Here is a 25,744-nt window from a genome sequence, read left to right as displayed (position 1 = left end):
ACCAGCCGCCCCCACCGTTTCCGTGTGCCGCTGACCCGACGCAGATCCCTCGCCGTGACGGCCGCCCTCGCCGCCGTCTGCGCTGCCGGCCTCACCCGGCCGACCGCGGCCCACGCGGACGCCGCCGCCGACCGCGCCGCCCTCGCCCAGTGGTGGGCACCGGTCAACTTCCAGGACGTCGACTCCACCGGCGAGACCGCGCTCGGCGGCAAGTCCGACTACATCACGTCGTACGACTACGACGGCGACCTCAACGGCCGTAACAACTGGGAGAACACCAGCCAGTTCCCGCTCGCCGCGCACGTCTACTACTCGGTCGTCCAGACCCCGTCCTTCTCCTACCTGCTGTACACGTACTTCCACCCGCGCGACTGGTCGGACGGCGTCCTGGACAACTACCAGGAGGACCTCACCGAGCACGAGAACGACGCGGAGGGCGTCCTGGTCGTCGTGGCCGACGACGGCTCCGCGCACGGTCAGTTGAAGGCGGCGATCACGGTCGCGCACAGCAACTTCTACTCCTGGGTGCCCGCGGGCAGCGACTTCACCAGCGGGCAGGAGAGCGTCGACGGCACGCTGAAGCTCCAGGGCGACCCGCACGACGACGGGCACGGCCGCCCGTTCACCACCCAGCAGCCCAACACCCACGCCGCCTGGGCCGAGGGCTACCTGTCCCAGGAGCGCAGCCAGTACGCGAGCGGCGACGGCATCGTCTACTACCCCGGCTCCACCGCCGAGGTGCCCTCCGGCTCCAACGACCGTGACGTGCAGTACACCCTGACCGACGTCTTCGCCGCGAACGGCATGTGGGCGAACCGCACCCTCACCACGCTCTTCGCCACGCCGAACAACTTCGCGGGCGACGACAGCTCCAACCCCTACGGCGCGAAGTGCGGCGCCGGCGGTGTCCTCGGCCCGGCCAACGGCGCCTGCGACACCGACGCGGCCAACCCGCCCTGGGCCTGGGACGACGCCGACGACCTGCCCGGCCGGGGCTACCTCGCCACCAACCCCGCCGAACTCGTCTGGGACTACTTCAACTGGCCCGGCAAGCCCTCCGCCCCGGACCTCGCCTACACCTGGGACCAGTACAACGGCATCACCTCCTGATCACCAGGCCTTCCCCGCGCCCCCGAAGGGGCGCGGGGAACTGCGCGGCCAGCCCCCACCGGCCCGCACCCGTGGCACGGGGGCTCGACGCGCGGGATCGGCCCGGAGCTGGTGTGCTGGGGGAGGGGGGCGACCCTACCCGTCGTACCCGTTCCGGGAGAGACGCATGAGTACCTACCGAGTCGCGCAGGTGACCGCCCTGGGCGGGCCGTTCGAGATCGTCGAGCGGGAGGTGCCGAGGCCGGGCCCAGGCCATGTGCGGATCGCCGTGGAGGCCTGCGGCATCTGCCACAGCGACGCCTTCTTCGTCACCGCCGCGCTGCCCGGCGTCACGTTCCCGGTGGTCCCCGGTCACGAGATCGCCGGGCGGATCGAGGAACTCGGCGAGGGCATCGAGGCCTGGGGCTGGCAGCTCGGCGACCGGGTGGCGGTCGGCTGGTTCGGCGGCAGCTGCGGCCACTGCAAACCCTGCCGGCAGGGCGACTTCATCGTCTGCGAGAACCTGAAGACGCCCGGCTGGGCCTACGACGGCGGCTTCGGCGAGCAGGTGATCGCACCGGTCGACGCCCTGGCCCGCATCCCCGACGGACTGACCTCGGCCGACGCGGCGCCCCTGGGCTGCGCGGGCGTGACCACCTTCAACGGCCTGCGGCGCAGCCCGGCCGAGCCCGGTGACCTGGTCGCCGTCGTCGGCCTCGGCGGACTCGGCCACCTCGGGGTGAAGTACGCGGTGGCCATGGGCTTCGAGACGGTGGCCGTCGCCCGCGGCGCCGACAAGGCCGACTTCGCCAAGCAGCTCGGTGCCCACCACTACGTCGACTCCACGGCCCCGACACCGGTCGCGGAGGCCCTCCAGTCGCTCGGCGGCGCCAATGTCGTCCTGGCCACCGCGGGCAACTCCCAGGCGATCACGGCGGCCGTGGACGGGCTGGCACCCCGCGGCGAACTGGTGGTGATCGGGGCCGACCCCGAGCCCCTCGGGATCAGCCCGCTCCAGCTGCTGATGAGCGGCCGGGTGGTCCGCGGCCATCCGTCCGGCACCGCACAGGACGTGCAGGACACCATGGAGTTCAGCGCCCTGCACGGGATCCGCCCGACGATCGAACCCGTACCGCTGGAGCAGGCCGACGGGGCCTACCAGAAGATGATCACCGGGGGCGCGCACTTCCGCATGGTCCTCACCTACGACTGAACCTACGACTGAACCTACGCCTGAGCCTGCCGCTGAACCGGCGACCGAGCCCGCGGCTGAACCCTCGACTGATCCCACGGCTCAGGCACCGATCGCGCCGCCCTTCTCGTACGGCTCGGGCCGCAGCATCGGCCGGGACGTCAGCCGCAGCACCCCGGCCGAGACCGCCGCGACCGCCACGGCCACGGCGGTCCTGCCGGTCAGCGCCCACAGGGCCGCGGGCAGCCACACCCGCTCGTACATGTGCAGTTCGACGGCCCGGTCCGGACGCCGCCGCACGGTGCCGAGCACCGCGGCGGCTGTGGCCGCGGCAGCCGGGGCCAGCAGCAGGAACACCGGTGCGGTGGCCGGCCCGAGCCGGCCCGGCAGGAGCAGCGCTCCCGCGTACTCGGTCGCCGCCAGTGCGGTCAGCACCGTCCGTGTCCGGCCGGGACCGTGCCGTACCGGCAGGGTGCGGCAGCCCGCGCGCAGGTCGTGCGGACGGTCGTCGAGGGCGAGCAGCAGATTGCCGAAGGTGCCCTGCAGGCCCAGCAGCAGCGCCGGTGCCACCAGCCGGGCGGGCGGCCAGGGCGCGGCGCAGCAGGCCCCCGCGAGCAGCGGGCACGACCACCCCGAGAAGCCGACGGCCAGATCCCCCCACAGCCCCCGGCCCTTCAGGCTCCGCCCGTAGGCGTCCTGGGCGAGGACCGCGAGGCCGAGGAAGAGCAGGGAGCGCCAGTTGGCCGACGTGGCCAGCACGAACGCCGCCAGCCACAGGAGGACCGCGCACCGGCGTGCGGTGGCGGCCCGCAGCCGTCCGGAGGGGATCGGGCGGTACGGCTTGGTCCGCGCGTCCTCGTGCCGGGTGAGGTAGTCGGCGGTGTAGAGCGCCCCGGCACAGGCCGTGAGGCCGAGCGCGGCCGCCAGGAGTAACCGCCCGGACTGGACGGCCGGAGCGGTCAGCGCGGTGCCGAGCGCGGTGATGACGGGGGTGACCACCAGGTCGTACGGGCGCAGCGTCTCCAGATGACCGGACAGCCGTGCCGGCCTCAACCGGTACCGCCCGCGTGCCACGGTCCGGGTGCCAGCGCCTCGGCGGTCCGGCACAGCGCGGTCCGGTGCGGGCCCGGCGGCAGCGCGTCCAGCTCCCGGCGGGCCCGTTCCGCGTAGACGCGCGCCAGCCGCGTGCACTCCTCCAGCGCGCCCGTCTCCACCAGCAGCCGCCCCACCTTCTCCGGATCCGCCGAGACCGGCCCGGCCAGCAGCAGGGGCAGGCTGGGCCGGTCGTTGCGCAGGTCGCTGTCGGCGGGCTTGCCCGTCCGGCCGGCCTCCGGGCCGTACGGCAGCAGGTCGTCGCGGATCTGGAACGCCACCCCGAGCGCCTCGCCGTACCCGGCCAGCGCCCGCGCCTGCCCCGGCGAGCCGCCGCCCAGCACCGCGCCCGCCTCGCAGCACGCGCTCAGCAACGCCGACGTCTTCAGCCGGACCATCTCCAGATACCCGGCCACGGGGTCCGGCGCCCGCACCGGGTCCAGTTCCCGGGCCACCCCCTGCGCCATCCGCCGGCCGGCGCGTGCCAGCGTGCCCACGGCCCGGAGCACGGCCGCCTCCGGCACCCCGCGCCCACCGCACTCCACCACCTGCTCGAACAGCGCGAACATCAGCGCGTCACCGCCCAGGACGGCCGCGCCGGGACCGAACCTGGCGTGCCCCGACTGCTTGCCCCGGCGCAGCCGGTCGTCGTCGAGGATGTCGTCGTGCAACAGGCTCGCCACATGCACCAGCTCCACCCCGACCGCCGCCGGCATGACCCGGTCGTACGACCCGCCCACGGCCGCCGCCGACTCCAGCAGGAGCACCGGCCGCACCAGCTTTCCGGGCGGGTGCAGCGCCCAGCGGTGAACCTCCGCGAGCGGCTCCCCGGCGGCCCGGGACAACCAGTCCCGCAGCCCCTGCTCCACGGAGGCCGCCGTGCCGTTCTCGTCGTACCGCATACCGGGTCCTCACTGCTGATCGTTTCCCTGGCGGTGAACGAGCCACGCACGGCGGTGTCACGAGGCTGCCGGAGGTACGACGGGCGCGCGCCCCGGCGTACGGGCGCGTCCGGCTCAGCCGGGTACCACGCGGGCAGCGAGCAGCGCGATGTCGTCCTCGGAGCCGGCGGCGAGGTGCGTCAGGACCGTGTCCAGGATCTTGTCCAGCGGATCGGTGGGGCACAGCTTCAGCCCCGTCAGCCTGGCCAGACCGCGGTCGATGTCCTCTCCGCGCCGCTCCACGAGACCGTCCGTGTACAGGAGCAGCACCCCGCCGCGTTCCGGGGTGACGCCCTGCTCGTACCGGCCGAGCCCGCTGCCCAGCGGCGGCCCGACCGGCACCGGGACCAGCTGCATCTCGCCCTGCGGGGTGAGCCAGACCGGCGGCAGGTGGCCGGCGCTGGCGTAGGTGAGCGTGGAGACGTCCGAGTCGCCGAGCGCGAGGAAGCAGGTGGCCACCCGCTCGAAGCCGGAGTCGGCGACCATGCGGTCCGCGTGCTGCAGGATGCGGCGCGGCGAGAGTCCGGCGAGGGCCAGCGCGCGCAGCGTCGAACGGTAGTGGCTCATCGCCACCGCCGCGTCCACCCCGTGGCCCATCACGTCCCCGATGACCAGCATCGTGCGGCCGTCGGGCAGCGCCAGGACGTCGTACCAGTCGCCGCCGATCAGCGAGCCGTCGTCGGCGGGACGGTAGCGGGCGGTGGTCTCCACACCGCCGTGCCGCTGCAACTGGCCGGGCTCGGCCAGCAGGGCCCGCTGCAGCTCCAGGGCCATGGTGTGCTCGCGTTCGAAGCGGACCGCCCGGTCCAGGGCGCGGGCGGCGCGGGCGGCGAGCTCGCGGGCCACCGTGGCGTCCTCGTTCGAGAACGGCGCGGAGTCCCCGGCCCGGGCCAGCATCAGGGTGCCGAGCACCCGGCCGTCCGCGACCAGGGGCGCGAGCAGCACCGAGTGGACCCGGGCGGTCAGACAGGCCTGGGCGGGCGCCCAGCGCGGTGTCAGCGACCGCCACTGCGCCGCGGTGATCGCGTTGCGGCGCCAGATCCGGCCCGCAGCCAGGTTCCGCCGGGTCCCGGTGCCGCGCGGCCAGCCGACCAGCTCACCGCGCGCGTCGAGGGCCGCGAGACCGGTGACCAGCCCGGGACGGGTGGCGTACGCCGCTAGCCGGGTCGGCATCCGCCGCGCCGAGACGGTGTCCGGCGGAGTGAGCTCCACCCCGGCCGCGTCCGCCAGTTCCGGTACGACGAACTCCGCCAGCTCCCGGCAGGTCCCGGCGACGTCGGTGCCGGTGCCGATCCGGGACGCGGCCGAGTCCAGCAGCGCCAGCCGTCGGTGGGCGCGCTCCAGCTCGTACACGTACTGCTGCGGCTCGCTGATCTCCAGGCCCACCGCCGCGACGCCCACGACCTTGCCGGTGCCGTCCACGAGCCGGTGGTAGACGCACCGCCACTCCCGGACCTGGTACGGCGAGTCCACCCAGGTGCGTCCGGTGATGATCGCCTCGCGCGGCCGGCCGTCGTGGATGACGTCCCGCAGCACCTGGTCGGGCCGCTGGATGTGCGGCAGCACCTCGTGCTGGGTGCGGCCCAGGTAGGCGGCGGCGGGCAGGCCCGTCGCCCGGGCCATGTGCGGGTTGACGTAGAGGTAGCGCAGATCGGTGTCGAGGACGGCGAAGCCCACGGCCGCGCCCTCGACGATCCCGCGCAGCATGTCGATGTAGCCGATGCCGCCGGGGGGTGCGGATGCGTCCGTGGCGGCCGGAGCCGGTGTGCCCCGCGCGCCGGGCGCGACCGGCGGCTTCGGGGCGTCCCGCGTCTCCCGTGTGTCCCGCGCGCCCGGTGGCCTCGGGGCGTCCCGCGCGGTCGCCGCCGAGGGTCCCGCCGGTGCGGTCTGAGCTGGTGCGGTCGGTGCGGTCGGTGCGGCTGGTTCGGTCGGCGCGGTCGGCGGTGCCGGTGCGGCCGCTCGTCGTGAGGAGGTGTCCCTGTCCACCCGGTCCTCCTCGCCTGCCCCCTCCCTCGGCCGCCCTCATCGTGCAACAGGTACCGGCGCGGCGCATCCCGGGACCGGTCCGGGGACCGCCCGCGCAGGCATTCCGGGCGCTTCCGCTCACAGCGTCCGGAGCGCGGCTGTGCGGCGGCCTTAACCCCTGTTGATCAGGAGCGGTGACGCCGGTGTAATCAGCCGTACCTACCGTCGGGGTCGGATGGAAGAAGCCGACCAGCAGGAACAGGGGGTGCCCGTGGCCGCGCCGGACTCGCGCAGCGCCGACACCGGCAGGGTGCGGACCGTCTGCTCGTACTGCGGGGTCGGCTGCGGCATGGTCCTGGACATCGGCACCGGCCCGGACGGCCGCCGTACCGTCCTGAAGGCGTCCGGCGACAAGCAGCACCCGGCGAACTTCGGCCGGCTGTGCACGAAGGGCGCCACCACCGCCGACATGCTCGCCGCGCCCGGCCGCCTCACCACCGCCCTGCTGCGGCCCGAGCGCGGCGCGGAGGCGGTGCCGTCGGCCGTGGACGCGGCGGTCGCCGAGACCGCGCGGCGGCTGCGGGCGATCGTCGACGAACACGGCCCGGACGCGGTCGCCCTCTACGTCTCCGGGCAGATGAGTCTGGAGGCCCAGTACCTCGCCAACAAACTCACCAAGGGCTATCTGCGCACCAACAACATCGAGTCCAACTCCCGGCTGTGCATGGCCAGTGCCGGCACCGGCTACAAACTCTCGCTCGGCGCCGACGGCCCGCCCGGCTCGTACCAGGACCTCGACAAGGCGGACGTCTTCCTCGTCATCGGCGCCAACATGGCCGACTGCCACCCCATCCTCTTCCTGCGCCTGATGGACCGGGTGAAGGCGGGCGCGAAACTGATCGTCGTCGACCCGCGCCGCACCGCCACCGCCGCGAAGGCCGACCTGTTCCTCCAGGTCAGGCCGGGCACCGACCTCGCGCTCATGAACGGCCTGCTCCACCTGCTGTACGAGAACGGGCACACCGACCCCGAGTTCGTCGCCGCGTACACCGAGGGCTGGGAGGCGATGCCGGAGTTCCTCGCCGACTACCCGCCCGCCACCGTCGCCGAGATCACCGGGATCCCCGAGGCCGACCTGCGCGCCGCCGCCCGGCTGATCGGTGAGGCGGGGGAGTGGACCAGCTGCTGGACCATGGGTCTCAACCAGTCCACGCACGGCACCTGGAACACCAACGCCCTGGTCAACCTGCACCTGGCGACCGGGAAGATCTGCCGCCCCGGCAGCGGCCCGCTCTCCCTCACCGGCCAGCCGAACGCCATGGGCGGCCGGGAGATGGGGTACATGGGACCGGGCCTGCCCGGCCAGCGGTCGGTGCTCGTCGACGCCGACCGCGAGTTCGTCGAGGAGCGGTGGGGGCTGGCGCCCGGTTCGATCCGCGCCGACGGCGTGGGCAAGGGCACCGTGGAGATGTTCCGGAAGATGGCCGACGGCGAGATCAAGGCCTGCTGGATCATCTGCACCAACCCGGTCGCCTCCGTCGCCAACCGCAGGACCGTCATCGAGGGCCTGGAGGCCGCCGAGTTCGTCGTCACCCAGGACGTCTTCACCGACACCGAGACCAACGCCTACGCCGACGTCGTCCTGCCGGCCGCCCTGTGGACCGAGACCGAGGGCGTCCTGGTCAACAGCGAGCGCAACCTCACCCTCGCCCGCCCCGCCGCCGACCCGCCCGGCGAGGCCACCGCGGACTGGCGGCTGATCGCCGGGGTGGCCCGCGCGATGGGATACGAGGACGGCTTCTCCTACGACAGCGCGGAGGAGATCTTCGAGGAGATCAAGGGCTTCCACAACCCGCAGACCGGCTACGACCTGCGGGGCGTGACCTACGACCGGCTGCGCGCCACCCCCGTCCAGTGGCCGGCCGCCACCGCGGAGGGACCCGACCGCAACCCCGTCCGGTACGTGAACACCGACGGCTCCCTCAGCTTCGCCACCGCCTCCGGACGCGCCGTCTTCCACGCCCGGCCGCACCTCGACCCCGCCGAGATGCCCGACGACGACTACCCGTTCGTCCTGAACACCGGCCGCCTCCAGCACCAGTGGCACACCCTGACCAAGACCGCGAAGGTCGCCAAGCTGAACAGGCTCAACCCGGGCCCGTTCGTCGAGGTCCACCCCGAGGACGCGGCCGGGCTCGGGCTCGCCGACGGCGACTCCGTGGAGGTCGCCTCCCGGCGCGGCCGGGCGGTGCTGCCGGCGGTGGTCACGGACCGGGTACTGCCCGGAACCTGCTTCGCGCCCTTCCACTGGAACGACCTCTTCGGCGAGTACCTCAGCGTCAACGCGGTGACCAGCGACGCGGTCGACCCCCTGTCGTTCCAGCCCGAGCTGAAGGTGTGCGCGGTGTCGCTGACCAAGGTGGCCACAGCGGTGAGTGTGCTGGTGCCCGGTGCGGCGGAGAACCCTGCCGCCGACGTCGTCGTGCCCGCATCCGCCGCCGTACCCGGTGTCGCCGTCGTACCCGGTGCCGGCACCGTCGCGCCCGCCGCCGCACTGCCCGTCTACGCCTCCGCCGCCTCCGTCTTCGGCCTCGACCCCGCTCCGCCGCCGGTCCTCACCGCGGCCGAACGGCAGTACCTGGTCGGCTTCCTGGCCGGCGTCCCGGTCGGCGCCCCGGGCGTGCCCGTGCTGCCGCCGGACGCGCCGTTCAGCCCCGAGCACGCGCGGTGGGTCAACGGCACCCTCGCCGGCATGTACTCCCGGTCCGCCGCGACCCCGGCTCCGCCGTCCACGCCCGGGCGCCAGGTGGTGGTCCTCTGGGCCTCGCAGACCGGCAACGCCGAGGACTTCGCCGCCACCGCCGCCGAGCGCCTCACCGCGGGCGGCCACGCGGCCTCCCTCCTCGCCATGGACCAGGCCGACCCGGCCGCCCTGCCCGCGGGCGCCGACCTGCTCCTGATCACCAGCACCTTCGGCGACGGCGACGCCCCCGACAACGGCGCCGGTTTCTGGGACGGCCTCGCCGCTCTCGACGCCGGGCGCCTCGAAGGCCGCCGGTACGCGGTGCTGGCCCTCGGCGACTCCAGCTACGACGACTTCTGCGGGCACGGGCGGCGCCTGGACAGCCGGCTGGACGAGCTCGGCGCGGTCCGGATCGCGCCGCGCACCGACTGCGAACCGGACTACGAGACCCGGGCGGAGGTCTGGCTCGACCAGGTGCTGACTGCGCTCAAGGACGGCCCCGCGGCACCGGCGCCCGCCCCCGCCAGGTCCCGGCGCCCCGCCCCCACCACCGCCCGCCTCGTCGGCAACCGGCCGCTGAGCCTGCCGGGCGCCGGCAAGGAGGTCCGCCGCTTCACCTTCGACACCCGCGACAGCGAGACCCCGCTGGTCTACGAGGCGGGCGACGCGCTCGGCGTACGCCCCCTCAACTCCCGGGCCCTGGTGACGGAATGGCTGGCCGCCACCGGACTCGCCGCCGCAACCGGCGTGCAGGTCGACGGAGTCGGTGAAGTCCCCCTCGCCGAGGCCTTCTCCCGCCACCTGGACATCACCCGCGTCACCCCTGACCTGCTCCGCTTCACCGCCGAACGCGCCCGTGACCCCCGCGAGCTGCGGAAGCTGCTGCGCCCCGACAACAAGGACGAGCTGGCCAAGTGGTCCTGGGGCCGGCAGGCGGTCGACGTCGTCGGCGAGTTCGGGATCCGCGCGCCCGCCCAGGAGTGGGCGGGCGTCCTCGGCAGGCTCCAGCCGCGCCTGTACTCCATCTCGTCCAGCCCGCTGACCGACCCCCACCAGGTCTCGCTCACCGTCTCCGTGGTCCGCTACGAGAACCTGCGCGGCACGCCCCGGCAGGGCGTCTGTTCGCCGTTCCTCGCCGACGCCGAACCCGGCACGCCGGTCCCGGTGCACGTCCAGCGCTCCCCGCACTTCCGGCCGCCCGCCGACCCCGCCACCCCCATGGTCATGGTGGGCCCCGGCACCGGTGTGGCGCCGTTCGTCGGCTTCCTGGAGGAGCGCCGGGCACGCGGCCACCGCGCCCCCAACTGGCTGTTCTTCGGCGAACAGCACCGGGCCACCGACTTCTACTACGAGCAGGAGCTCACCGCCCTGCTCGCCGAGGGCACCCTGAGCCGCCTCGACACCGCCTTCTCCCGCGACCAGCGGGCCAAGGTCTACGTCCAGGACCGGATGCGCGAACACGGCCCGCTGCTCTGGTCCTGGCTCCAGGACGGCGCCCACTTCTACGTCTGCGGCGACGCCTCCCGGATGGCCAGGGACGTCGACCGGGCCCTGCGGGACATCGCCGCGGTGCACGGTGGACTGACCGAGGACGAGGCGACGGCATACGTCAAACAGCTGGCCGCGGACAAGCGTTACGTCCGGGACGTCTACTGACCGTCACTGGTTGTCCATCAGCTGGTGCATGGTGAGGGCGAGTTGCAGCCGGAACCGGCCCTGCGGGGTGCGCACCGACCAGCCCAGCAGATGCTCGGCATGCGTCAACCGGTCCTGGAGCGTGGAGTGATGGACGCTGACGTCGGCCGCCGCCGCCCGCAGGCTCGCCGTCGACGCGACCGCGTGGAGCGTGCGCAGCATCCAGGGCGCGTCCGCCGCGGCGGCCCGCACGGCACGGACGTCCGGCGCCGGCTCCGCACCGGGTACGACGAGACCGGCGAGCAGCGCGACCCCGCCCAGCTCGTCGGCGTGCACGACGGGCGGGCCGCCGGGCTCCCGCGCGCCGCCGTCTGAGGTGAACCGCAGCGCGGTACGGGCCGCCGACCAGGACCGGGGGAGGTCCACGGCGGCCACGGCCGTCCCCACGCCCGCACGTCCCGCCGGCAGTACGGGCGGCGGCCCGTCGGCCACGATCAGGGGCGGCCCGTCGGCCGCCGCCACCGCCCGGTAGCGCGCCGCCGGATCGGCGGTGTCCAGGCCGAGCCTGCGGGCCGCGTGCAGCCGGGCCGGCAGCGGGGCGCCGGCGTCCAGGACCGTCTCGACCAGCGCGGGGTCGTCCACCGGCGGCCCCGGGGCCCGCCCCCGGGTACGGTCGAGCACGGATCGTACGGCCGCCGAGGCCCGCTCCAGGATCACCGCGTCGACGACGCTCGGACCGTCGGACCCGGCCCGCTCCAGCCACAGCGCGGGCGGCCCGTCCGGCACCAGCGGGGCGCACGGCCACCCGGGCTCGGGCGCGCCCGCCAGGTCCGTCCGCCGTCCGTCCGGCTCCACCCGCACCCGGACCCGCCGCTCCTCGTCGGTCAGCCGCGCCGGACAACCGGCGAGCACGGCGGCCCCGCGCACCAGCGCCTCCAGGCCGGCCCTGGTCTCGGCCAGCCGGTCGAAGTAGGCGATGACTGCGACGGCGGCCCCGGCATCCGGGTCCACCGCGGCCAGCCGCCCCGCCAGCTCTTTCATACCGCCATGATGCGCCATCCGGCCGGCAGCCGAGGAGAGCCCGGCACGGCAGGCAACCGATGCGGGCGCCCGCCCCTCCTAGCTGTCGAGACCCGGCGGCGCACAGCGCCGGCACAGGAACCGACCGAAGGAGCCCCGCTTGGACCGCCACGAGCCCGCGCGGGCCGCCGCCGGACCGTCCCGCCGCGGATTCATGGTGTACACGGTGGCCGCGGCCACCCTCACGGTCGCCGCCCCGCTCGGCTGCGACGCCCCGCGGGCCGACGGCGCCACCGCGGCCCCGGGCGTCCTGGTCACCGGCACCGACGAGGAGATGCTCGTCCTGGAGGTCACCGCGGCCAACGAGGTCGTCGTACGGCTGCCCCGCGTCGAGGTCGGCCAGGGCATCACGACCGCCGTCGCCATGATGATCGCCGAGGAGCTGGACGCCCGCCTCGCCGACGTCCGGATCCCGCTCGCCGACGCCCGCAGCAAGGGCAACCAGTACACCGGCGGCTCCAGTTCGGTCAGTTCGCTGTACGACCCGGCCCGGCAGCTCGCCGCGACCGCGCGCGCCCGGCTGGTGACCGCGGCCGCCCGCCGCTGGCGGCTGCCCGCGCGCAGCCTGCGCACCAGGAACACCATGGTCGTGGCCCCCGACGGCCGGATCGCCGCCTTCGGCTCCCTGACCGCGAGCGCGGCCCGGATCCGTACCCCGGACGTGTCCAGCAAGCCCAAGCCGGCCTCCCGGCACCGGGTGATCGGGAAGCCGACGACCAGGATCGACGCCCGGGACATCGTCACCGGCGCCGCCAAGTACGCGGGTGACCTGGCGGTGGCGGGCGCGAAGCCGACCGTGGTGGCCCGGCCGCCGACCCTGCGCGGCAAGCTGGTCTCCCTCGACGACACGGCGGCCCGCGCCCTGCCCGGCGTCCACGCGGTCGTGAAGGTACCGGGCGGGGTCGCCGTCGTGGCGGACACCTTCCACCACGCCTTCCAGGCCCGGGACGCGCTGCGGATCACCTGGGCCGACGGCCCGCTCGCTCCCCTGTCCGACAAGGAGATCCGCGCCCGGCTGCGGGCCGCGGTGCCCCGGCTCGGCACCCCGCCGCGCGGATCGACGCAGGTCGAGGGCGAGTTCGCGTTCGCGTTCGTCAGCCACGCCCCGATGGAGGTGCTCACGGCCGTCGCCGACGTCCGCGCCGACCGGGCCGAACTGTGGTTCGCCACCCAGACGCCGATGGAGGCCCGGGAGACCGTCGCCGACCTGCTGGGGCTGTCGAAGACCGCCGTACGGGTCCATGTGCTGCGCGGCGGCGGCTCGTTCGGGCGGCGGCTCAACTTCGACCAGGCGATCGAGGCGGTCCTCGTCTCCAAGGCGGCCCACCGGCCCGTCAAGCTGATGTGGAGCCGCAACGACGACATCCGGCACGGCAGGATGCGCCCCGCCGACCACCACCGGATCCGGGCCAGCGTCGCCGGGGGCCGGGTGGTGGCCTTCCAGCACATGACGGCCTCGGTGGGGGAGTCCTCCGACGGACAGGGTCCGACCGCGCAGTCCGCCGGGGTACGGCCGCTGCCCAGTGACAGCGGGCTGTACAACTTCGGCCGGGTGGGCGGCGATTCGGGCGGCATCGAACTGCCGGTACCGCTCGGTGCCTGGCGCTCGGTGGACTCCGGGACCGTGCGCACGGCGGAGGAGATCGTCGTCGACGACATCGCCCGCGCGCTGGGCCGGGACCCGGTCGCCTTCCGCCGTACCACCTTGCGGGGCAAGGCGGTGAAGGCCGTCCTCGCCAGGGCGGCCGCCGCCGGGCACTGGGGGCGGCGGATGCCCGCGGGTACCGCGCAGGGCGTCGCCGTCCACGAGGAGTACGGGTCCGCCGTCGCCTGCCTGGCCGAGATCGACGCCACCGACCCGAAGAACCCCCGGGTCACCAAGGTGGTGATGGCCGCCGACGTCGGCACGGCCGTCAACCCGCGCGGCCTGGAGGCGCAGCTCATGGGCACCGCCGTCGACGGCATCTCGACCGTGCTGCGCGCCGGGCTGCACATCGACCGGGGCGCGGTCCGCGAGGGCAGCTTCGCCGATTTCCACTACGCCCGCCAGCGGCACGCCCCGCTGGTGTTCGAGGCGCACATCGTCGCGTCCGGCGGGGATCCGGGCGGTGCCGGCGAACTCGGCGTCCCCGCGGCGGCGGGCGCGGTCGCCAACGCCTACGCCCGCGCGACCGGCAGGAAGCCGCGCAGCTTCCCCCTCGACTTCTGACCACTGCCGTTCCCGACTCCCAGAAGGCACCGATGCGTTCGTATTCCTTCGTCCTCAACGGCAAACCGGTGACGGTCGAGGCCCCCGCCGACATGCCCCTCCTCTGGGTCCTGCGCGACCTGCTCGGCGTCACCGGCCCCAAGTACGGCTGCGGGGTGGGCGTCTGCCGCGCCTGCACCAGCCACCTCGACGGCGAGGAGATCCAGCCGTGCACGGTCCCGGTCGCCGACTGCGCCGACCGCGCGGTCACCACCATCGAGGGCCTGGCCGACGGCGACACCCTGCACCCCGTCCAACAGGCCTGGCTGGACTGCGACGTGGCCCAGTGCGGCTTCTGCCAGCCCGGCCAGATCATGGCCGCCGCCGCCCTCCTGAAACACACCCCGCACCCGACGGACGCCGACATCGACGCCATCGAGAACGTCTGCCGGTGCGGCACCTACTCCAGGATCAGGGAGGCGATCAAGAAGGCCTCGGCGAACGGGGGCTGAGTCCACCAAAGACGCCGAGGCGTAGCCGAAGGACACCCGGGCAGAGACGATCGGCCGACGACCGCGCACCTCCTCCCGCTCGACGATGGGGCCATCCGACGAGCGGGAGGCATCACATGAGGACAGCACGGGGGAGTGCGGCCGCCGCCCTGACCGCCCACCCGACCTGCACCACCATCACGACCACCGCGGGCCCCCGGCCGCCGTACCGCAGGGCGCTCGGCCTGCGCCGACCCTGAGCTTCCCCGCCCGCCTGGTCAAGATCGTAAAAAGTCGGTCGTTTCCGGACTGAAGACGCCGCCGAGCTCGGTGCGCACTACAGTTGGCCGAGCTCAACGGTGGGGATCCTGGGGGGATTCATGCAGGAGATGGTGAAGGGGTCCAACGTCACGTTGTCGGCCCTGAGCGAGAACGTCGGCTCGGTGATCGTCAGCCTGGGCTGGGTCAGCCCCAGCGGCGAGGGCGACGCGGACGTGTCCGTTCTGCTGGTCGGCGCCGACGGCAAGGTGCGCGGGGACACCGACTTCTACTTCTACAACAACCCGGTGGCGGCCGACGGCAGTGTGCAACTGCTCGGCAAGACGCCCACGGAGGCCGGCGACGAGGACCGGATCGGCTTCGACCTGACCGCCGTACCGCAGGACGTCGACCGGATGGTCGTGGCGGCCAGCCGGTACCGGGACGCCCGTTTCGGCGAACTGGAGAACCTCACGGTCACCCTGGCCGACGCGGCCGGCGACGGACTGCTCCGGTTCACCATCGAGGACGCCGCCGCGGTGAGCGCCGTCATCTTCGGGGAGCTGTACCGCAGGGCGGGGGAGTGGAAGTTCCGCGCCGTCGGTCAGGGGTACGCCGACGGACTGGCCGGTCTGGCGACCGACTTCGGCGTCGACATCGACGACGACGCACCGCAGGACGCGCTGGAAGGCCCCGCCGACGACGAACAGGCCGGTCCCGAGCCGTTGGCCGAGCAGGAGGCGGCGGACAACCTGGACGGCGTCCCCGCGCCCCGCCCGCCCGCGGACGACACCGCGACGAAGCCGTCTGCCGCCCGCCCCCGCACGGCGAAGAAGAAGGTCACCCTGCCGAAGGCGGCCGGTAAGTCCCTCGCGGAGAACGAGTCCTGGCGTCAGGCCCGGCTCTTCCCCGTCTCGGCCCTGAAGAGCGACCGCGACCGCGAGACGCGCGCCACCTCCGTCCTGCTCTCGGTGATGGCCCAGGTGCCCGAGCTCGGCCGACGGCTCACCGCGGGCTTCGGCGCCCCGGCCGGACGCATGGAGACGTTCACCGAGGTGTCCCTGCCGCACGGCGACACCCCACGGCGTCCCGACGGGGTCGTGCGCGTCGAGCGGGCCGGCAAGCTGTGGACGGCCCTGGTCGAGACGAAGACCAACGGCAACGCCCTGAAGTCCGAGCAGGTGCAGGCCTACATGGACATCGCGGCCCGCCGTGGCTACGAGGCCGTGATCACGCTCTCCAACGACGTCGCCCTGGACGGCAGTCCGCTCGTCGACGTCAAGATCGACGGGCGGCGCAAGCACAAGGTGGCGCTGCGCCACCTCTCCTGGGCTGAGGTCGCCCACCAGGCCCAGATGCTGATCCGGCACGAGGGTGTCGGCAACAAGGCGCACGCCTGGCTGCTCCAGGAACTGCTGCACTACCTCCAGCACGAGAACTCCGGCTGCCACGGCTTCCAGAACATGGGCCCCGCCTGGGTCCCGGTGCGCAACGGCATCGACGACGAGACCCTGTGCCAGGGCGACCCGCGCGCCCTCGACGTGGTGGAGAGCTGGGAGCGGCTGATCCGGCAGGTCTGCCTGGGTCTGGGCGGCGAACTCGGGCAGAAGGTGCTCCCGGTCCGTGGCTCCAGGGCCGGCCGGGACCCCAGGGAGCGCCGGAGCCTGCTCGCCGACCAGCTGTGCCTGCAGGGCCGGCTCCAGGCCGAACTGCGCATCGAGGGCACGCCGGGAGTGCTGGAGATCGCGGCCGATCTGCGCACCGGCAGGCTCCGCACGGCCATGCAGATCCCGGCCCCGGAGCAGGGCTACCCGCTGAGCTGGGCCAAGCGGCTGGTGCGGTCGCTGGCCGAGGCGCCGGCCGACCTGCACATCGAGACCCTGGTCGAGGGCGACACCGCCGGCCCGCGCGGCACCCTCGAACGGCTCCGCCCCGAACCGGCCGACCTGCTGCCGAAGGCGGACGGCGCCCGGATCACCGGCTTCCGGCTCTCCCTCCTCAAGAGCATGGGCAGCGGCCGGGGCAACGCCGAGACCGGGTTCATCCGCAGCGTCGACGACGCCGTCCAGCGGTTCTACGGCACCGTGGCGGTCCACCTGGACCGGGCGACGGCCCGACGGGCCCCGGCGAAGCAGCCGGAGCCCGTCGGCTGACGTCCGCTCAGCGTGCCAGCAGCCGTCGCAGCCAGTCCACATGGGCCGCGCGTGCCGACTGGGAGACGGCCGCCTGTGGGGCGAAGCCGTCGAAGCCGTGGAAGCCGCCGGGCCAGACGTGGAGTTCGGCGATGCCGCCGGACTGCCAGATGCGGGAGGCGTAGGTGACGGTCTCGTCGCGGAAGGTCTCGGCGGAGCCGACGTCGAGGAAGGCCGGGGGGAGGTTCGTGAGGTCGGCGGCGCGGGCCGGGGCCGCGTAGGGGGAGACGCCGGGGCCGCCCCGGCGCTCGCCGAGCAGGGCGGTCCAGCCGGTCTCGTTGGAGGTGTGGTCCCAGACGCCGAGGCCCTTCATCTGGTGGCTGGAGGGGGTGTCGTTGCGGTCGTCCAGCATCGGGCACATCAGCATCTGGCCGATCACGGAAGGGCCCTGACGGTCCCTCAGGAGGAGGGCCAGGGCCGCGGTGAGGCCGCCGCCCGCGCTGGCACCGGCGATCACGATCCGCTCCGGGTCGCCGCCGATCTCCTTCGCGTGCTCCGCGGTCCACAGCAGGCCCGCGTACACGTCCTCCACCGGCGCCGGGTGCGGGTGCTCGGGCGCCAGCCGGTACTCGACCGAGACCACCACCGCGCCCAGCTCCTTCGCCCAGGCCAGCGGGACGTCCACGCCCACCCGGTTGTTGCCGAGGACCATGCCGCCGCCGTGCACGTGGTAGATCACCGGGAGCGGACCGGCGGCGGCCGGGGCGACCGGGCGGCAGATCAGGAGCGAGATCTCCGGCGCGCCGACCGGGCCGGGCACCGTGCGGTCCTGCACCTCGAACGCACCCTCGAACGTGAGGTCCAGCTCGGCGAGGAGCCGTATCCCCGCGCCCTGCCGGATCTCGGCGATGTCCGCCATCGTGAACGACGGGGAGATCACGTCCTTGATCAGCTCCAGGGCGGCGGAGAGCTCGGGGTCGAACGGGGGCGGTACGGAGGTCATGGCGGCTCCTCGTGGTGGTGCGCTGCGGCTCGTACCCCCATGATCCGCGCGGTCGTGCGCTCCCCGGGGCCGCCGGACGGCGGAACCTCCCCGCCATCCGGCGGGTGCTGTCCGGAAACCTGCCCGGACACGCCGGACCCACGGTGCCGGGGCTTGACTTCGAGCGCGCTCCAGGATCTAGCGTCGAGGAGGCAGCAGACGATCAGTGCGGAACACCAGCGCTGAACATCAGTGCGCAACATCAGGGCGGACGGAGAACGGCCATGCGCGTGGGCGTGCACATCAACCGGTTCAACCACCCCGGCGGCGGGCCCGCCCTCGGCGCCGAACTCGCCGCCGCCGGTGCCGCGGCCGAGGCGGCGGGCGTCAGCTGGCTCTCGGTGATGGACCACTACTTCCAGATGGAGTTCAACGGCGGCGCCGAGGACCCCATGCTGGAGGCCTACACCACCCTCGGCTACCTGGCCGGCCGCACCTCCACAGTGCGACTCGGCGCCCTGGTGACCGGGGTGACGTACCGGCACCCCGGACTCCTCGCCAAGATCGCCACCACCCTGGACGTGGTGTCGGGAGGCCGCGCCACCCTGGGCATCGGCGCCGCCTGGTACGACCGTGAGCACCACGGACTCGGCGTGCCCTACCCGCAGCTCGCGGAGCGCTTCGAGCGGCTGGAGGAGACGCTCAGGATCTGCCTGCAGATGTGGGACCCGGAGAACGACGGCCCCTTCGAGGGCCGGTACTACCAGCTCGCCGAGACGCTCTGCGTGCCCGCGCCGGTGAGCACCCCGCACCCCGAGATCATGATCGGCGGCCAGGGCGAGAAGAAGACCCTGCGCCTGGTCGCCCAGTACGCCGACGCGTGCAACCTCATCCCGTCCTCCCCGGAGGAGCTGCGGCACAAGCTGGAGGTGCTGCGCGGCCACTGCGACACCGTCGGGCGGGACTACGACAGCATCCGCAAGACCATCGCGTACGGCGCCGAGCCGGTGACCACGGGTGACCTGGACGCCTTCAGCCGGGACATCGAGGGCTACGCCAAGCTCGGCCTGGACACCGTCATCCTGTCCCCGCGCCTGGGCGAGACCTCGGGGTGGATGGAGACCTTCGTCGCGCCGGCCGTAGAGCGGCTCGCCGGCATGGAGTGAGCGATCGAGCGAGCGATCGAGTGACCACGAGCGGGACCTGGAAGACGAGAAAGGGGCCGGCGGGTGCCGGCCCCTTTCGGGTGGTGTCTCAGACTGTGCCTCAGGCGGCCACGGCCACGTTGCCGTGCAGGCGGGCGACGACCTCGGTCAGCTGGGCGGCGACCTCGGTGTCGTCGGCCGGGTGGGTCTCGGCGAAGCGGGTCACCGAGCCGGGGATCGACAGCTTGATGTCCTCGATCACCTTGCCGCCGGCGATGCCCACGGCCTTGCGGGCCTCGTCCTGCGCCCACACGCCGCCGTACTGGCCGAAGGCGGTGCCGACGACGGCGACCGGCTTGCCGCCGAAGGCGCCGGCGCCGTACGGGCGGGACAGCCAGTCGATGGCGTTCTTCAGGACGGCCGGGATGGTGCCGTTGTACTCGGGGGAGAAGAGCAGGAACGCGTCGGCGGCCTGGGCGGCCTCGCGCAGCTTCGCGGCGGCGGCCGGGACGCTGCCCGCGACGTCGATGTCCTCGTTGTAGAACGGGATCTCGGCCAGGCCCTCGAAGACCTCGACGACGGCACCCTCGGGGGCGAGCTTGACGGCCGCCTCCGCGAGCTGGCGGTTGTGCGAACCGGCGCGAAGGCTGCCGACGAGCGCAAGGATGCGGACAGACATGGGGAACTCCAAGTGGGGGTGAAACACTGCCGTAACGAATCCGGACCGAGGTCCGCTTAATTTCTAACACCTTAAACGGACCTCGGTCCAGTTCTGTTCCCCATGCTTTACGCTGTCTTCATGTCCAGCGCCCTGCCGCCCCTTCCGCAGCCCCAGGAGCCCTTCGACACCCCGCAGTTGCTCGAAGTCGGGCCTGCTCCCGAGGAACCGTGCCTGCGCGCCGACGCGGCCCGAAACCGCGCCCGCCTGCTGGAGGCCGCCGCCAGACTGATCGCCGAGCACGGCGTGGCCGGCGTGACCATGGAGGCGGTGGCGGCGGCGGCCGAGGTGGGCAAGGGCACGGTCTTCCGCCGCTTCGGCGACCGCACCGGACTGCTGATGGCCCTGCTCGACCACTCGTCGCGGCAGCTCCAGGCCGACTTCCTCGGCGGCCCGCCGCCCCTGGGCCCCGGCGCCCCGCCGGTCGAGCGGCTGCGCGCGTTCGGCGTCGCGGTGCTCTACCGCGCGGCCGAGCAGCTGGACCTCCAGCTGGCCGCCCAGCCCGAGCCCACCCGGCGCTACGCCAACCCGCCGATCCAGGCGCTGCGCACCCACGTCACGATGCTGCTGCGGCAGATCGAGCCGGACGCCGACTGCGAACTGCTCGCCCAGACGCTGCTCGCCTACCTCGACCCCGCCCAGATCCACCATCTGACCAGGCAGTGCGGGATGCCGATGGAGCGCCTGGAGGCCGGCTGGACCGACCTGGTCGACCGCGTCACGCGGACGCTGCCGCCCCGCTGACGTCCGGCCCGCCGCCGGTGAACATGTCGACCAGGCCGTGCGGCGCGTCGGCGCGGAACAGCAGCGCCCCGCCCCGGGCGGAGTCCGCCGCGGACCGCTCGGCGCGCGCGAACATCTTCTCCTCGTAGGCGGCCACGGCGGCCTCGATGTCGTCCGGGTGGGCGACCAGCGCGAGGCCCAGGTCCGCGCCGTCGGCCAGCGCCAGGTTGGCGCCCTCACCGGCGAACGGGGACATCAGGTGCGCGGCGTCGCCGAGCAGTGTGACCCCGGGCGCCCGGTCCCAGCGGTGCCCGGTCGGCAGGGCGTGGATCCGCCGGGGCACCAGCGCGCCCTCGGCGTCCGCGACCAGTGCCCGCAGGCTCTTGTCCCAGCCGCCGAAGTGATCGAGCACGGCCCGCTTGGCCGCGTCCGCGTCCGCGAAGTCGATCCCGTCCAGCCACTCCTCGGGCGCCTCCATCGCCGTGTAGACGTGCAGGCTGCCGTCGGTCTCCCGGTGGGCGAGGAACCCGCGGCCCGCGCCGAGCGCGAACAGCGCGCCGCCGCCGACCACCTCGGCGCTCACCGGGTGCCGTACGTCCGCGTCCGGCAGGTCGGTCTCCACGAACGAGATCCCGGTGTACGCGGGCCGCGCGTCCGAGACCAGCGGGCGGATCCTGGACCAGGCGCCGTCCGCGCCGACCAGCAGGTCGGTCGTGAAGGAACTGCCGTCGTCGAGGGTCACCTCGTGCCGGCCGCCGCCGCCGAGCGGGCGGGCGCCGGTCGCCTTCGCGCCCCAGCGGATCACGCCCTCGGGCGGGGAGCCGAGCAGCAGCCGGCGCAGGTCGCCCCGGTCGATCTCCGGCCGCCCGCCGGCGCCGTCGTCGGGCAGGTCGAGCAGGACCCGCGCGTCCCTGTCCAGCACCCGCGTCGCCTGGCCGCCCGCGTGGACGTGCGCCAGGAACGCGTCGTGCAGCCCGGCCGCGCGCAGCGCAGGCTGGCCGGAGTCGTCGTGGATGTCGAGCATGCCGCCCTGGGTGCGGGCCGCGGGGGAGGCGTCGAGGTCGAAGACGGCCGCCTCGACACCGTGCACCCGAAGCACCCGGGCGAGCGTGAGCCCGCCGAGACCGGCTCCGACGATCGCGATGGGGTGGTGGGGAGTGGGCATGTGGGTCTCCTGGGCATGAGGGCGCTCCCGACGGGAACGGGGATGCGCTGGGATGTGACCACCATAACGAACACGTTCGTCGCGAACAAGTTCCTGGCGAACATGTTCGTTCATGCGTGAAGGCCCCGCGGATCGGATGTGACGGGCGCACGGGTCAGGCGCGATGAGCGCACGGGTCAGGCGCGACGGGCCCGCGGATCAGGCACGACGGCCTGCGGATCAGAGGCGACGGGTCCGCGGATCAGGCGCGACGAGCCCGCGGATCAGGTGCGACGGGCCCGCGGATCAGGTGCGGCGAAGGCCCCAATTTGTCGAACGGTCAACCACCTTGCCCCGCCCGTCCCCCCTCTCCGGGCTTCTGCCAAGATGCCGTACGTCATGGTGCACATCCCGAAACCGCCCTCGGCAGCGTCGCCGGTCCCGCGCTCGGTCCCCACGAGCGCCGATGTGGCCCGCCTGGCCGGCGTGTCCCGCGCGACCGTCTCCTACGTCCTCAACAACACCAGTGCCGTCCGGATCAGCGAGCCCACCCGCCGCCGGGTCCACGAGGCCGCGAAGGAACTGGGGTACGTCCCCCACGCGGCCGCCCGCAGCCTGCGCGCGGGACACAGCCGGATGGTCCTGATGCCCGCCCCGGCCATCGCGATGGGCCCGCTGTACGGGCAGTTCATCAACGATCTCCAGTGGGCCCTCAGCCGCCTCGACTACACGGTCGTCCACCACGGCACCGCGGGCCTGCGCGGTGACGAAGCCGCCCGCGCCTGGGCCGAGTTGAGGCCGGTGGCCGTACTGGTCCCCGGCTCCGAACTCGGCCCCGAGGGCGTCGCGGTCCTCAAGCGGGCCGGCGCCCGCGCCGTGGTCACCTTCGGCCCCGAACGCGTCGAGGGCGCCCACGCCCTGCTGATGGACCACGATGCCGTGGGCCACTGCGCCGGACGGCACCTGTACGCCCGTGGCCGGCGCCGGATCGGCGTGGTCGTGCCCGAGGAGACCGGCCTGGAGACCTACTCCCGGCCCCGGCTCGAAGGCGTGCGCCAGGCCCTGCGCGGCACCGACGCCGAGGTGACCGGGGTGCCGCTCGGCTACACGGAGGAGTCGGCAGCCGAACTCGCCGCACGGTGGCCGGAGTTGGGGATCGACGCGGTGTTCGCGTACAACGACGAGTACGCGATGCTGTTAATGCGCGCCCTCCAGGACGAGGGCGTGCGCGTTCCCGAGGACACCGCGGTGCTCGGCGCCGACGACCTGATGCTCGGCCGGCTGCTGCGGCCCCGGCTCTCCACCATCCACATCGACCTGCCCTCCGGCCGGGACCTCGCCGAACTGGTCGACCGCGTGGTGCGCGACCCCGGCGGCGAACCGGAGACGCACCGGGTGCTCGGTGCCTCGGTCGTGCAGCGCGAGTCCAGCTGATCCCGGCCGGTGTCCTCGACTCCGCCCACCGGGGCTCACTCGCCCTGCGCGCCGCCCTGCTGCGCGGCGATGCTCTTGCGGACCTCGTCCATGTCCAGCTTGCGGGCCTGGCCGATGACGTCCGTCAGGGCGGCCTCCGGCAGGGCTCCCGGCTGGGCGAAGACGGCGACCTGGTCGCGGACGATCATCAGGGTCGGGATCGACTGGATGCCGAAGGCCTGCGCCAGCTCCGGCTGCGCCTCGGTGTCCACCTTGCCGAACACCAGGTCGGGGTTGGCCTCGGCGGCCTTCTCGTAGACCGGCGCGAACATCCGGCACGGGCCGCACCAGGACGCCCAGAAGTCGATGAGGACGAACTCGTTCTCGGAGACCGTCTGGTCGAAGTTCTCCTTGGTGAGCTCCACGGTGCTGCTCATGCGTGCTTCCCTCTTCCTGACGTGGGGGGCGCCCCGGGGCGGGGCGGAACCGCTCGCCACAACATGTCCGGCCGGGCAGGTATTCCGCCTGCCTACCCGTGTGGCCTCCGCGCACACCACCCGCAAGACTGGCCCCATGACGGAAACGGAAACCATCGCTTACGACGTCGTGGTGCTCGGGGCCGGGCCCGTGGGGGAGAACGTCGCCGACCGCACCCGTGCGGCCGGCCTCACCACCGCGGTCGTGGAGAGCGAACTCGTCGGCGGCGAATGCTCGTACTGGGCCTGCATGCCCAGCAAGGCCCTGCTGCGCCCGGTCATCGCCCAGTCCGACGCCCGCCGCCTGCCCGGCCTCGCCCAGGCGGTCCAGGGCCCCCTCGGCACCGCCGCGGTCCTCGCCCGCCGCAACTACTTCACCTCGGACTGGAAGGACGACGGCCAGGTCGCCTGGCTGGACGGCATCAGCGCCGACCTCTACCGCGGCCATGGCCGCCTCGCCGGACCCCGCACGGTCACCGTGACCGGCCCCGACGGCACCCTGACCACCCTCACCGCCCGGCACGCGGTCGCCGTCGCCACCGGCACCCGCGCCCAGCTGCCCGACCTGCCGGGCCTCGCCGAGGTCAAGCCCTGGACCAGCCGCGAGGCCACCAGCGCGCAGGAGGCGCCCGGCCGGCTGATCGTCGTCGGCGGCGGTGTCGTCGCCACCGAGATGGCGACCGCCTGGCAGGCCCTCGGTTCCCGGGTCACCCTCCTGGTCCGCGGCAAGGGCCTGCTCAACCGCATGGAGCCGTTCGCCGGCGAACTCGTCGCCGACGCGCTCAAGGAGGCCGGCGTCGACGTCCGCACCGGTACGTCCGTCCGGTCGGTCACCCGCGAGAACGGCACGGTCGTGGCGGTGACCGACAGCGGCGACCGCATCGAGGCCGACGAGATCCTCTTCGCCACGGGGCGCGTCCCGCACACCGACGACATCGGCCTCGACACCGTCGGGCTGGAGCCGGGCTCCTGGCTGTCGGTCGACGACACGCTGCTGGTCGAGGGCACCGACTGGCTCTACGCCGTCGGGGACGTCAACCACCGGGCGCTCCTCACCCACCAGGGCAAGTACCAGGCCCGGATCGCGGGCGCGGTGATCGCGGCGCGCGTCGCGGACACGCCGCTGCTGGAGGCGCCGTGGGGTGCGCACGTGGCCACCGCCGACCACGACGCCGTACCGCAGGTCGTGTTCACCGACCCGGAGGCGGCGGCCGTCGGGCTCTCCCTCGCGGAGGCGGAGCAGGCCGGGTACCGGGTGCGGGCCGTCGACGTCGAGTTCTCGTCCGTCGCCGGGGCCGGGCTGTACGGCGACGGCTACAAGGGGCGCGCCCGGATGGTGGTCGACCTGGAGGCCGAGATCCTGCGCGGGGTCACTTTCGTGGGGCCGGGGGTGGGTGAGCTGATCCACTCGGCGACGGTCGCGGTCGCCGGGGAGGTGCCGATCAGCCGGTTGTGGCATGCGGTGCCGTCATATCCGACGTTGAGCGAGGTGTGGCTGCGGCTGCTGGAGGCTTACCGGGGGTAGGGCCGAAGGGGGGCGGGGGCTGTCGGTCGGCCGCGGCGCCGTCGTGGCCGGTCGCGCAGTTCCCCGCGCCCCTCAGGGGCGCGATTGCGCTCAGGGCAGTGGGAAGCGCAACTCGTCAGCCGCCGTCGCCGGGGTCGGCTGGGTCCAGCGCTCTGCCATGGCGGCATTGGAGGACAGCGAACGCAGCTCGGCCCGGTCCAGGTAGAGCATGCCGTCGAGGTGGTCGGTCTCGTGTTGGACGATGCGGGCCGGCCACCCCGTGAACACCTCGTCCAGCGCGTGCCCGTGTTCGTCCGCGCCGGTCAGCCGGACGCTCGCGGGCCGGGCCACCACCGCCTGCCAGCCCGGCACGCTCAGGCAGCCCTCGAAGAACGCGGCGCGGGCGGTGCCGACGGGTTCGTAGACCGGGTTGACCAGGACCCGGAACGGCTGCGGGACCCGGCCCCTGGCCGCCGCCACCTCCTCCGGTACCGGTGCCGGGTCCTCGATGACCGCGATGCGGAGCGGGACGCCGACCTGGGGCGCGGCCAGGCCCACGCCCGGTGCCGCGTGCATGGTGACGCGCAGGGCCTCGACGAAGCGGGCCAGCAGGGCCGGGGCCAACTGGCCGTCGTACGGCTCGGTTCCGCGCCGCAGGACCGGGTCGCCGGCCGCGACGATGGGCAACGGGCCGCCGGGGGCGAGGAGTTCCTCGACCCGCTCGGCAAGAGGTGCGCGATCACTGGGAGATGCCATCGGGCCAGCATGCCATGGCGTGGCATGTGACTCAGGTCACTTCGGCCGTGGGGAACTCGGCCCGGGCGCGGTCCGAC

General features: G+C 73.8%; 20 protein-coding genes. 11 read left to right on the top strand and 9 right to left on the bottom strand.

The genetic code is table 11. The features are described 5' to 3' along the window. Window positions 1-24: 24 nt before the first annotated feature. Together ACGF5O_RS08535 and ACGF5O_RS08530 are read left to right on the top strand one after the other, a co-directional pair. On the top strand, window positions 25-1,110 hold the full coding sequence (locus tag ACGF5O_RS08535; RefSeq protein ID WP_393809157.1) for a hypothetical protein: 1,086 nt from the start codon (window positions 25-27) through the stop codon (window positions 1,108-1,110). A 166-nt stretch (window positions 1,111-1,276) separates the two neighbouring features. Beyond that, window positions 1,277-2,302: an alcohol dehydrogenase gene (locus tag ACGF5O_RS08530; protein WP_393809156.1), complete on the top strand. Its 1,026-nt coding sequence runs from the start codon at window positions 1,277-1,279 to the stop codon at window positions 2,300-2,302. An 81-nt stretch (window positions 2,303-2,383) separates the two neighbouring features. Here the strand turns inward: ACGF5O_RS08530 and ACGF5O_RS08525 are convergent, their stop codons facing one another. The 3 genes from ACGF5O_RS08525 to ACGF5O_RS08515 form a co-directional block, all read right to left on the bottom strand. Then, a complete protein-coding gene (locus tag ACGF5O_RS08525) occupies window positions 2,384-3,355 on the bottom strand; it encodes a UbiA family prenyltransferase (protein WP_393809155.1) in 972 nt (323 codons plus the stop codon). Beyond that, window positions 3,331-4,275: a polyprenyl synthetase family protein gene (locus ACGF5O_RS08520; RefSeq protein ID WP_393809154.1), complete on the bottom strand. Its 945-nt coding sequence runs from the start codon at window positions 4,273-4,275 to the stop codon at window positions 3,331-3,333. The genes ACGF5O_RS08525 and ACGF5O_RS08520 overlap by 25 nt, the downstream gene beginning before the upstream one ends. Before the next feature lie 114 nt (window positions 4,276-4,389). After that, a complete protein-coding gene (locus ACGF5O_RS08515; protein ID WP_393809153.1) occupies window positions 4,390-6,300 on the bottom strand; it encodes a SpoIIE family protein phosphatase in 1,911 nt (636 codons plus the stop codon). 328 nt (window positions 6,301-6,628) lie between these two features. On the opposite strand from ACGF5O_RS08515, the gene ACGF5O_RS08510 reads away from it, so the two are divergent. Beyond that, complete coding sequence (locus ACGF5O_RS08510) at window positions 6,629-10,678, top strand: molybdopterin-dependent oxidoreductase (protein ID WP_393809559.1); 4,050 nt, start codon at window positions 6,629-6,631, stop codon at window positions 10,676-10,678. A 3-nt stretch (window positions 10,679-10,681) separates the two neighbouring features. On the opposite strand, the gene ACGF5O_RS08505 is transcribed toward ACGF5O_RS08510, so the two are convergent. Continuing rightward, a complete protein-coding gene (locus ACGF5O_RS08505) occupies window positions 10,682-11,698 on the bottom strand; it encodes a helix-turn-helix domain-containing protein (RefSeq protein WP_393809152.1) in 1,017 nt (338 codons plus the stop codon). Window positions 11,699-11,891: 193 nt separating this feature from the next. Between ACGF5O_RS08505 and ACGF5O_RS08500 the strand changes: the two genes are divergently transcribed. From ACGF5O_RS08500 to ACGF5O_RS08485, 4 genes are all read left to right on the top strand, one after another. Beyond that, entirely contained in the window at window positions 11,892-13,946 is a 2,055-nt protein-coding gene (locus tag ACGF5O_RS08500) for a molybdopterin cofactor-binding domain-containing protein (protein ID WP_393809558.1), read from the top strand. 32 nt (window positions 13,947-13,978) lie between these two features. Next, window positions 13,979-14,437: a (2Fe-2S)-binding protein gene (locus ACGF5O_RS08495; RefSeq protein WP_362589595.1), complete on the top strand. Its 459-nt coding sequence runs from the start codon at window positions 13,979-13,981 to the stop codon at window positions 14,435-14,437. A 116-nt stretch (window positions 14,438-14,553) separates the two neighbouring features. Further along, complete coding sequence (locus ACGF5O_RS08490; protein ID WP_393809151.1) at window positions 14,554-14,676, top strand: hypothetical protein; 123 nt, start codon at window positions 14,554-14,556, stop codon at window positions 14,674-14,676. A 120-nt stretch (window positions 14,677-14,796) separates the two neighbouring features. Next, a complete protein-coding gene (locus ACGF5O_RS08485; RefSeq protein WP_393809150.1) occupies window positions 14,797-16,827 on the top strand; it encodes a TerD family protein in 2,031 nt (676 codons plus the stop codon). Window positions 16,828-16,834: 7 nt separating this feature from the next. Here ACGF5O_RS08485 and ACGF5O_RS08480 read toward each other — a convergent pair whose 3' ends face one another. Then, entirely contained in the window at window positions 16,835-17,809 is a 975-nt protein-coding gene (locus ACGF5O_RS08480; RefSeq protein ID WP_393809149.1) for an alpha/beta hydrolase, read from the bottom strand. A gap of 263 nt (window positions 17,810-18,072) precedes the next feature. On the opposite strand from ACGF5O_RS08480, the gene ACGF5O_RS08475 reads away from it, so the two are divergent. Next, window positions 18,073-18,954: an LLM class F420-dependent oxidoreductase gene (locus tag ACGF5O_RS08475; protein ID WP_393809148.1), complete on the top strand. Its 882-nt coding sequence runs from the start codon at window positions 18,073-18,075 to the stop codon at window positions 18,952-18,954. Between the two features lie 100 nt (window positions 18,955-19,054). Here ACGF5O_RS08475 and ACGF5O_RS08470 read toward each other — a convergent pair whose 3' ends face one another. After that, window positions 19,055-19,612, bottom strand: a complete 558-nt coding sequence (locus ACGF5O_RS08470; protein WP_393809147.1) for an NAD(P)H-dependent oxidoreductase — start codon at window positions 19,610-19,612, stop codon at window positions 19,055-19,057. 102 nt (window positions 19,613-19,714) lie between these two features. On the opposite strand from ACGF5O_RS08470, the gene ACGF5O_RS08465 reads away from it, so the two are divergent. Further along, entirely contained in the window at window positions 19,715-20,395 is a 681-nt protein-coding gene (locus tag ACGF5O_RS08465) for a TetR/AcrR family transcriptional regulator (protein WP_393809146.1), read from the top strand. Here the strand turns inward: ACGF5O_RS08465 and ACGF5O_RS08460 are convergent. Next, window positions 20,370-21,539, bottom strand: a complete 1,170-nt coding sequence (locus ACGF5O_RS08460) for an FAD-dependent oxidoreductase (protein WP_393809145.1) — start codon at window positions 21,537-21,539, stop codon at window positions 20,370-20,372. The genes ACGF5O_RS08465 and ACGF5O_RS08460 overlap by 26 nt on opposite strands. 366 nt (window positions 21,540-21,905) lie before the next feature. Between ACGF5O_RS08460 and ACGF5O_RS08455 the strand changes: the two genes are divergently transcribed. Next, on the top strand, window positions 21,906-22,952 hold the full coding sequence (locus tag ACGF5O_RS08455; RefSeq protein WP_393809144.1) for a LacI family DNA-binding transcriptional regulator: 1,047 nt from the start codon (window positions 21,906-21,908) through the stop codon (window positions 22,950-22,952). 35 nt (window positions 22,953-22,987) lie between these two features. On the opposite strand, the gene trxA is transcribed toward ACGF5O_RS08455, so the two are convergent. Next, on the bottom strand, window positions 22,988-23,368 hold the full coding sequence (gene trxA, locus ACGF5O_RS08450; RefSeq protein WP_393809143.1) for a thioredoxin: 381 nt from the start codon (window positions 23,366-23,368) through the stop codon (window positions 22,988-22,990). A 136-nt stretch (window positions 23,369-23,504) separates the two neighbouring features. On the opposite strand from trxA, the gene ACGF5O_RS08445 reads away from it, so the two are divergent. Then, window positions 23,505-24,932 carry a dihydrolipoyl dehydrogenase family protein gene (locus ACGF5O_RS08445; RefSeq protein WP_393809142.1) on the top strand — a complete coding sequence of 476 codons (1,428 nt, stop codon included), beginning with the start codon at window positions 23,505-23,507 and terminating at the stop codon, window positions 24,930-24,932. Between the two features lie 90 nt (window positions 24,933-25,022). Here ACGF5O_RS08445 and ACGF5O_RS08440 read toward each other — a convergent pair whose 3' ends face one another. After that, the gene (locus tag ACGF5O_RS08440; protein ID WP_393809141.1) at window positions 25,023-25,667 is read right to left on the bottom strand and encodes a peptide deformylase; all 645 of its coding nucleotides are present in this window, start codon (window positions 25,665-25,667) and stop codon (window positions 25,023-25,025) included. Window positions 25,668-25,744 lie beyond the last annotated feature (77 nt).

Origin of the sequence: Streptomyces sp. NPDC048291, from assembly GCF_043201715.1 — a bacterium.
Taxonomy (GTDB): Bacteria; Actinomycetota; Actinomycetes; order Streptomycetales; family Streptomycetaceae; genus Streptomyces.
Note: the sequence above shows the minus strand (reverse complement) of the source record. Positions and strands in the feature narration are given on the sequence as shown.